This is a genomic window from Ignavibacteria bacterium (genome assembly GCA_016873845.1).
Taxonomy (GTDB): domain Bacteria; phylum Bacteroidota; class Ignavibacteria; order Ch128b; family Ch128b; genus JAHJVF01.
Genome location: VGVX01000085.1, coordinates 1 through 10074, shown reverse-complemented (window position 1 = coordinate 10074; position 10074 = coordinate 1). Strand labels below are relative to the sequence as shown.

General features: G+C 37.6%; 4 protein-coding genes. 1 reads left to right on the top strand and 3 read right to left on the bottom strand.

What is annotated here, in order from left to right:
- Both FJ213_11855 and FJ213_11850 read right to left on the bottom strand, forming a co-directional pair.
- Nucleotides 1-2078 (bottom strand): hypothetical protein (locus tag FJ213_11855; protein ID MBM4176846.1); only part of this gene is annotated, 2078 nt, incomplete at its 3' end.
- A 127-nt stretch (nucleotides 2079-2205) separates the two neighbouring features.
- Nucleotides 2206-6270, bottom strand: coding sequence for a choice-of-anchor D domain-containing protein (locus FJ213_11850; GenBank protein MBM4176845.1), 4065 nt, complete (start codon nucleotides 6268-6270; stop codon nucleotides 2206-2208).
- A 544-nt stretch (nucleotides 6271-6814) separates the two neighbouring features.
- Between FJ213_11850 and FJ213_11845 the strand changes: the two genes are divergently transcribed.
- Nucleotides 6815-8233 (top strand): aminotransferase class V-fold PLP-dependent enzyme, encoded by a 1419-nt coding sequence (locus FJ213_11845; protein MBM4176844.1) that lies wholly within the window; start codon nucleotides 6815-6817, stop codon nucleotides 8231-8233.
- A 51-nt stretch (nucleotides 8234-8284) separates the two neighbouring features.
- Here the strand turns inward: FJ213_11845 and FJ213_11840 are convergent.
- Nucleotides 8285-10074: acetyl-CoA synthetase (locus FJ213_11840; protein ID MBM4176843.1), on the bottom strand; the 1790-nt coding region annotated here is incomplete at its 5' end.

The window sequence follows — 10074 nt, the reverse complement described above, 5'->3', positions numbered from 1 at the left end:
GTTGTACTTGGATTAAAGGGATTCGGATAATTCTGCATTAACTCAAATTTTGCCGGAAGCTCAATCGATTCAATTGAGAATTTATTTAGCTTATTGTTTTCGATTATAACTTCTTCTCCGTCATTCAGCATTGCGTCAATAATTTTTCCGGAGACAATATCTTTTACTCTGATTTGAGTTCCTTCGACTTTTATCTTTACTGGATAAGCAAGCGTACTAATAGAAAGTTCTTTACTTCCATTGATTATGTTTTCAACCAATCTATCTGATGAAAATCTCGCATCAAATACACCGCTTGGTGGAATTGGAGGAAGTTCGTATCTGCTGCCGCAAATTTCATCTTTTGTCAGATATAACGTCGTTTCATTTCCGTCAGAATCTTTAACAATCAGTTTACTAAATTTTTCCAATTCCGCACTGCGCATTTCGAACTCCGCATTTTTGCTCGTTAACGTAGGCAGATTCAATGTTCCACTCTGGCTGACCTTTATCCAATAACCCTTACCAGGCTTTAGTTCAGTTGCAGTTACATATCCATTGTTATAACCATAAAATTGTCCTGCAATAATATTTGGTGGAGTGGTGGTGATAGATGAGACATTGACATTTCCTTCGAAAGGACCTACTATATTCCAGCCATTCGCGACATTAATACTTCTGTTCGTTACCGCACTTCCAGAAAGATTTAGTGTTGCACTGCTTCCATACTTAACCCAATAGCCGGCGCCGTTTTCACAAAAATCAACGCTTGAATATGCATTAGCATATTTATAAACCGAAGAAGTTTTATTTGGAAGGAGTGTGTTTACGCTCATATCTGAAGTAAGAATAGGAATAGAAAATAAATTCCACCCTTCATTAAGATTAACGCTTGCATTGACCGAGCCAGATGGAGTAAAATCAAACAGGTTTATATATTGAAGGCTCGAAGCAGAATAAATTGTTCTAACTAACGCACCTGTGGTGTCATCAATTTCATGAAGTCCAGCTCCGTTTGTGGTTAGATAATTACCCGAAGGCAATCTGAAAACACCTCTATTGCCGGTCACTCCACTAAGTGTTGTTATCAGAGTTCCAGTTGAATCAAAAACTTTCAAGCCGGAATTTGGAGTACTGAAATCACATGCGATAATGGTCCCATCTGTATTTTTGATCATTTGCTGCATGAAATTCAGGGTGGTTGATGTGAAAGCCCCAATTAGGCTGCCGTCAAAATTGTATTTGAACATTTTAGGTGTTCCACTAGAATTGGTGAGCAAAATGTCATTTTGTCTGTACAAAACACAGAATGGACTATTGACGCTTGCCGACATAAACGTATTTACGAACACTCCGCCTGTATCAAATTGCTGCACTGTATTTTGTGATGTACCGCTAGCATTACAGACTAATAAATTCCCATTCGGTCTGAATGTAATTCCTCTAAGGTTGTCAAGTATGGCGTTATTGACTCCGCCTGCAGGTGCAAATGTTTTAACGAAATATCCGCTAGTGTCGTACTCCTGAACCACGTCGCTAATTTGATCGGAGACGTAAATTTTGCTTGTAGATTTTTGGAGTGCTTGCTTGGGACTTTGAAGTCTCGGACCGTCTGAATGAATAAATGCAGTATCAACTAAGTCGCCAGTTTCATAATCAAAAGCCATAACTCGATCATACGTCCAATCAGTAACTAAAAGGAGTTTTGATGGAATTGATCTATTGCTAATTTTTATTCTCTCTCCTGAGTTGTCAATTGTTTTTCCACCATAATAAACAATTCTTGCTTTAGAGAGATCAAATTTGGATGTAACTTCATCAAAGAATGCCGTATATCCTCCTACTTCTGGATAACGAAAATTTGTTATCACTGAGTAAACGATTTTCCCATTTTCAAGATATTTAGCTTCGATAAATGCTGTATTTGGGATGTAAATGCTGATAGGAAGATTTTGTCCTCGCGCCTCCAATTTTGCTGTATGGATTAACTTAGGATTTAGTTCAGTTTTTATCATCACATCGCTGAAACTGATCCTCGGTTGTGAAAATGAACTATTAACAATTAAGAGACCGAGCAACGAAAAAAATAGAGTTTTCATAGAACGAGTCCTTAAATTTATTTAGAATAATTTATTTAATTCACAGATACATTTTCTTTGAGCTAATTTGAGTTTTTAATAAACAAGCCCAATCTTTGTTTAGAAGATTGGGCTTTGTAACAAATTCTTATTTCACAATTAACATTTTCTTTGAGTTGATAAAATCTCCAATTTGAATTCCGTAAATGTAAGTCCCGGAAGCTAAATTATGTGCATTGAACTTAACTTGATGATAACCGGCTTCAATTTGCTGATTTATCAACTCAACAACTTTTTCACCAAGAATATTATAAATAGATAAAGTCACTTTCGATTCAATCGGTAGAGCAAATCTGATCGTTGTACTTGGATTAAAGGGATTCGGATAATTCTGCATTAACTCAAATTTTGCCGGAAGCTCAATCGATTCAATTGAGAATTTATTTAGCTTATTGTTTTCGATTATAACTTCTTCTCCGTCATTCAGCATTGCGTCAATAATTTTTCCGGAGACAATATCTTTTACTCTGATTTGAGTTCCTTCGACTTTTATCTTTACTGGATAAGCAAGCGTACTAATAGAAAGTTCTTTACTTCCATTGATTATGTTTTCAACCAATCTATCTGATGAAAATCTCGCATCAAATACACCGCTTGGTGGAATTGGAGGAAGTTCGTATCTGCTGCCGCAAATTTCATCTTTTGTCAGATATAACGTCGTTTCATTTCCGTCAGAATCTTTAACAATCAGTTTACTAAATTTTTCCAATTCCGCACTGCGCATTTCGAACTCCGCATTTTTGCTCGTTAACGTAGGCAGATTCAATGTTCCACTCTGGCTGACCTTTATCCAATAACCTTTGCCAAAATTCAAAGTCGTTGGTGTAAAGTAGCCGGCGCTGTATCCATAAAATTGTGATGCAATAATGCCACTTGGAGTAGAAGTTACTCCACTCACTGGAACGTCTGTATCGTAAACTCCAATTAAATTCCATCCTAGTACAACCGGAACCGTAGTTGAACCAACTGGAGTTCCACATATTGTAATTAACTCTGGTGAGGCAAATTTTAGCCAATATCCTTTACTTGGTGTAAGTGTATCAGAGGTTATATACCCATTTGAATATCCATATGCAGGCGAGGTCGCAGTTGGGAAAAGCCCAGTCTTGGTCATGTTTGAAGCATTTAATGGAATAGCTATCATATTCCATCCCGCAGCCACATTAAGATCTTTGCATAATTGAGATGAAATTGTGAAAGTGGAATTGCTTTCATCGTTAGTCGCAGCATTTGAAGCATCACTTATTCTCACTTTGCATTGAGCTGAAGGTGTGTTGGTTACTGTCCACGCATAGCTTCCATTTGACGCAGGAGTGCTTGCAATTATTGTCGACCAAATAGTGCCGTTGTTTGTTGTGAGTTCTATTTTAACATTTGTTATGACTTGACTTGTCCATGTTATATTTTTCGATTGCCCAACGTACCAAGTCTCCCCACCATTTGGTGAATTAACAGTAACAGAAGGAGAAACTACCGCACTAGTTCCGCCTGAAATTAAAACTACGTTTCCGAGATTTGAACCTGCGATAATCTCAAATGAGCCGTTGCCATCTATATCAGGAACAGCAGCGACTTCACGGGTTTGTGTGCTTCCGCCAAAAGTGTAGAATGCCATTTGCTCACCATTGCTTCCCTTGTAAATATAGGTTCCTTGGTTTTGAACTGCGGCAGCAACTTCATCAATTCCATCACCATTAAGGTCAGGCGCGTCTGTTATTCCCATTGTATTACCGGTCGATTGAGTCCAGACATAAACGCCAGTTGCACCATTGATGCACCATACACCACCGCCAAGCAGTGACACAATAATTTCAGGAACTCCGTCGCCAGTAACATCTTTTAATATTTTCATTTGCGTTGGAGCGCTTCCACCGGTGGAGAATGTCCAAACAGTTGCCCCAGTTTGTCCATTAACTCTATAAATCGGTCCCCAAAATGCACCGAGTATTACATCAGGTTTTTGTCCTGCAGGCTTTGGAAAGACAAGCACTTCTTTTCCGCTCGCTGTACCGAGTGGGTAATCCCATATTGTGCTTCCATTCGCACCGCTGTATGCAACAAACTTATATGCTGGTTCACCGACTGAAGCAATTACATCCGGGATATTATCATTATTTAAATCAGCGATAGAAGTTACGCCGTGAGTAAAGCCGCCAATTTCTCTTTGCCAAATTATATTACCATTAACTCCATTGAATAGATAAACACTTCTTCTGCCGCCAATACCGCCGGTCTGCGTAGCGCTTGATGCAGCAATGATATCTGGAACGCCGTCATTATTGAAATCCATGGCAGCATCGACACCAGTCATATCTCCAAGAGAAAAACTATCAGGATGGTCTGTTCCAAATTTCCAAAGCATCGCACCAGTTTTTCCATTAATTGCATAAACCGTTTCGTTTCCTCCTCCGGTTCCTATAACAACATCGTTAAATCCATCATTATTTAAATCGCTTGCAATAGCAAGAGCTTTTTGATACGAATAATCGCCGGCTGTTCCAATTGAACCAGCACTGTAATTGGATATGTATGTATTAAATGACCAGAGAGTATCATTGTCGCCTGAAGAGTTACCGTTCAATGCAACCGTCCAATAATTTTCAGTACAAACTATTATGTCAGGCTTTCCGTCGCCAGAAATATCACCGATTGCACGAACTCCTTTAACATTTCGAGAGGTATTTGAATTTGGATGATCGGGAATGGTTTTTAACCAGAATGTTTCTCCTAATTGAGTCGCAGCTGCATTACCGCTTCCGGAAAGTAATGTTTTCCCTTCCGAAGCGTTCGATGCATTACTTGTAAATATAATTGAGTCGTTGAAAGTTGTTGCAGAAATCGGTTTGAACCACACTTTAATATATTTTGAACTTACAGGAGAAACTGATATAGGAAAAGTTCCAGGATCAACATAAAAATTTGATGTAGCAAATGTTGCGGAACTAACAGTTAAAGTCTGTGAACCAAGGTTTTGAATTTTTAAGTACCAAAGGTTTGTGCTGTTTACTCTTTTTGTCCCGAAATTATTTGAAGCCGGAACAGATATAATTGCATTTGAGAAAACTCCTCTTCCAACAACTCTGATTGTTTGCGGACCGCGGGCAAAATCGCTGTGGTAAATCATAACGTGAGCACTGTCGTTTCCATAAACCAAAGGAGTAAAATTCACATTGAAACTTAGTGAACCGCTTGCAGGTATCGAAGTTGGAGTAGTTATATTAGTTGTAAATCGATTCGAATAAACTAATTGAACACTGTCTATTTGAAGCGAAGCTGTACCTATATTCTGGATTGAAGCAGTGATCTGCCCAGATGTTCCAATTTGCACATCCCCAAAATCGAAAAACTTTGTTGGAACACTTATTTGTGGCGTCCCGCTTCCGCCTAGGTCATATTTAAATAATTGCCGTCCGCTCGAAGCACCAACCGGTTCTGCCATTAACCAAAAATGACTTCCATCCCATGCTAAGCCGCGGGGATTTTGTCTTTGACCTGGAGTTTCTGGTGGATCGAATGAATATAAAAATTCTTTCGATGAAATTTTGTAGGCATAGATTTTATCAGATCCTTGAAAACCATCATTCACATAAAAAAGAGTATCTCCTTTTACGGTTACTCCGGTTGGTTGTAACTGCTGTGAAACAATTGTATCGACAATTGTTTTAGTGGTCGTATTGATTTTATAAATTGCTACAGAAGCATCAGGTGAATATAGTGATACCCATAGACCTGTTCCATCCCATGCAGCGCCGCCTAAATACCAGGAAGTTGTCCCACCCGCCGAAGCGATAGGAATGGAATCGAGTACAGAACCATCAGGGGAGATTTTGAATAGGTCACATCTTGCAGTTTTTCTTTCGACGTACCAGAAATTTGTTCCGTCAAAAGCTAATCCTTGAGAATAACTTAGTGCCGGATAATTCTTAACCGTGACTGTATCAGAAATATTGCCATTTGCATTCAACCCGTACCAAATTCCCTTTCCCACAGAAGAAGATCCGCTTGAAATCCAGTATTTGCCATTAGCATAAACTAAACCGTATCCACTGTTAAAAAATGTGTTATTAGGTAAATTGACAACTTGAATAAGTGTTTGTGAATTTACAATGGTCGAAAAAATTAAAATGATACCAAAAGTGAGTAGTTTTTTCATTAGAGCCTCTCTACTTTATTAAACTTTGTGAGGCAAAAATACTAAATGATTAAATAAAATATGACAATAATTATCACTTACTGAAGTTACACAAGATTTATACCAGATTGCTTCTTTAGATTGAGATCAGCGGGCAGGTAGAATTATGTCACAATTAATCGACAAAAATTTAATTCGGAAAAAAAGTTTTGACAACAATTTATATTCAAACATAATCTTACATAGTTGAAAATAATCCCACGAAATATTTTACAAATAGGTTAATACTTGGGTAAGGTAGTTTGGGTAAGGTAGTAAGGTTAATCTCTATTATGCGGGGGCATTTGTTACTAAAGCTAAAACACACCCGAAAAACTTATTTATTAGGCAAAAAATTTTGAGATAAAAAAACCTTTATTTTGGGTGTCTAAGTGTGTAACTCAAGAAGGTAATTAAACCTAGTAGCTTACTTTTTTTCATTTGAATCCTGATCAAACTGATTTTAGAAGTCTTCATTTATTTTTATCTTTGTACAACTTCTTATGAGCTTAATGACAGAAATCTAATGACCAATAAGTCGAATCCTCAGATTAACATTTATAACATTCGAGATCATCTGATTGGTATTAACAAAAAAGTTACAGTTCTCGATGGAACTGAGAAGCAGTACATTTTTTTCGATAACGCAGCAAGCACGCCAACTTTTTCGTTTGTTAAGAGCTCAGTAGATGAAATCCTTGAATGGTATTCTGGTGTACATCGCGGAGCGGGAATAAAATCGCTTATCGCAACAAAAGCATACGATGATTCAAGAAAAATCGTAGCAGATTTTGTGAGAGCAGATTTGTCAACCAATACTGTAATTTTCGGCAAGAACACCACTGATGGGGTGAATAAACTCGCGTATAGATTAAATCTTTCTAAGGAGGACGTAGTAATCTGTTCTCTAATGGATCATCACTCGAACGATTTGCCATGGAGAAAATTTGCATCGGTCATCCATTCTGGAATTAATAAAGACGGCTCGCTTGATTTGAATGATTTGAATAAAAAAGTTGAGAAATACAAGGAAAGACTTAAACTAATCGCAATTACTGGAGCTGCGAATGTAACAGGCATAATAAATCCAATTCACGAAATTGCAGAAATTGCCCACAAAAACGGTGCAAAAATTCTAATTGATGCGGCACAGCTCGCACCTCATCGTGCGATTGATATCAAACCGGATAATGATATTCAGCATATTGATTTCATTGTTTTTTCTGCTCATAAAATGTACGCACCATTCGGGACAGGTGTTTTGATTGGACCGAGATCGGTTTTTGAAGAAGGAGACCCTGAATTCGTGGGCGGCGGAACTGTCAATATTGTGACTGAGAGAGAAGTGCATTGGACACATTTACCTGATAAAGAGGAGGCAGGCACACCCAACCTAATTGGAGCAGTGGCACTTGCTTCAGCAATGAAAGTGCTGGATGAGATCGGCATGGATAAAGTTGAAAAGCACGAGATTGAATTAACGAAATACGCCTATGATAAAATTACCAAAATTCCTGAGATAAACATTTTAGGACCTTCAAAATTTATTTCATACAAGGATAAACTCGGGGTACTCACGTTTAACGTAGATCGTATGCATAATTCTCTAGTGGCTTCAATTTTATGTTTCGAAGGCGGAATTGGAGTTAGAGATGGATGTTTTTGTGCTCATCCTTATATTAAACATTTACTTGGAGTGACAGAAGAAGAATCAAAGGATATGATTAAAAATATTCAAGCTGGAGACAGAATGAATCTTCCCGGTGCTGTTCGAGCAAGCTTTGGTATTTATAATACAATTGATGAGATTGATTTATTTTTAGAGATGCTGCACCGGATTGTGAAAAAAGATTTCAAAGGGAAATATATTCAGGATAAAATTACTGGCGCTTACTTTCCGGAGGGATTTGAAGTAGATTACCAAAAATATTTTTCTTTAGTCTGATAGATTTTTCTGATGAAGATTTATCAGATCATAACTTCTACATCTGACAAATCATTGTTCCGCTATAATTCTCATATCGACAATTTTCGATTTACCTTTTCCTGCTTTTACAATTAAAGGATTGATATCAAATTCTTTTATTTGAGGGAAATCATTTATCAGGTTTGAACAAATAACCATAGTCTCGGCGATGTTGTTTATGTCGACTTTCGTTTCTCCGCGATATCCTTTTAATAGCGGATAAATTTTAGACTGCCTTATCAAGTCAATTGCTTTTGATTTTGTTACTGGAGCTAAAGTAAAATTATCATCCTTAATAAGTTCAACCAATTTTCCGCCGGCTCCAAACATAATTACCGGGCCAAAACTTGGATCACGGAATCCGCCGATAATAACTTCAGTTCCCCCTTCAACAAATTCTTGGATAATGTAATGAACGTTTTTCTCACTAATCTTATTTTTATTTAGATTTTGGATGATTTGGTTAAACGCCGATCGGAGTTCTTTCAGGTTTTTTATATTAATAATTACTCCGCCGATATCAGATTTGTGAATGACATCGAGAGATTCAACTTTCAGCACGACCGGAAACTTCAAGGAACTAATTTTCTTTTTGGCTTCTTGAAAATTCTTTACGAGGAGACTTTGAGCAATTGGCAGCTTAAGTTTTTTACAAATTGCCTGAACATCTTTTTGAGGTATAATTCCTTTTGCGGTTAATTTTTTTTGTAAATATGATTTTTCGTTCAAAGAAAGTTTCTGCTCATACTTAACTGATTTAGTTAATTTTTCAATTCTTGGTTTTCTTCCACATAAATGTCGAAGTATTTTTGGTGGAAGCTCGAGAGATTTATAAATCACAGCATCTTCATTGCCGATCTCTTTCCACTTATCCCAAAATTTCGGAAGAGGAAATGCTGAGATCAAAACTGGCTTGACAGACTTTTTTTGAACAACTGCTATTGATGATAAAACATCAAATGAATCAATCATCACAGGCTTAACAAAAATTACAAACAGTGAATCAACGTTTTCATCTTCTAAAAGTATTTCAGAAGCAGTTTTGTAAATCTCCGCAGTTGCACCGGGAAGCATATCAATTGGATTCCCGAAGCTTGATTCGGCGAGTAAAATTTCCTTAAGTCTTTTTATTGTTTTATCGCTTAGGGAGCTAAGTCTCAAATTGTTCTTTTCAAGTTGATCGACCAATAATATTGCAGGCCCACCAGCATTTGTGAGAACCGCAACTCGATTTCCTCTTGGAATTGGAATTTTCTGAAACGTCGAAGCAGTTTCAAACATCTCTTCAACTGTTTCAACACGGATTGCGCCGCATTCGTTTAAGACAACTTCAACTATTTTATCAGACGAAGCCAATGCCCCGGTGTGAGAAATAGCAGCTTTTGTTCCCGCTTCAGATCGAGCCGCTTTTAAAACTATTACTGGCTTTTTAGACGAAATATTTTTTGTCGTTTCAAAAAACTTTTTTCCATTCTCAAATGATTCAAGATACATTGCGATTACGTCTACATTGGGATTAATTGCCCAATATTCAAGCAGATCATTCTCGTTTACATCTGCTTTGTTTCCAACGCTAATGAATTGCCCGAATGAAAATCCAGTTTGAGAAATTGTGTTCAGCACCGCCGCTGCAAGTGCGCCGCTTTGAGATAGTAAGGCAATCTGCGAATATTTTGGAAGTTCTGCCGCGAACGTAGCGTTCAACCTAATCAATGCTTCTGTATTGATCACGCCCATACAGTTCGGCCCAATCAATCTGATCTGATTCTCTTTTGCAATTCGTATTAATTCTTTTTCAAGCTCAGCACCTTCGCCGCCGA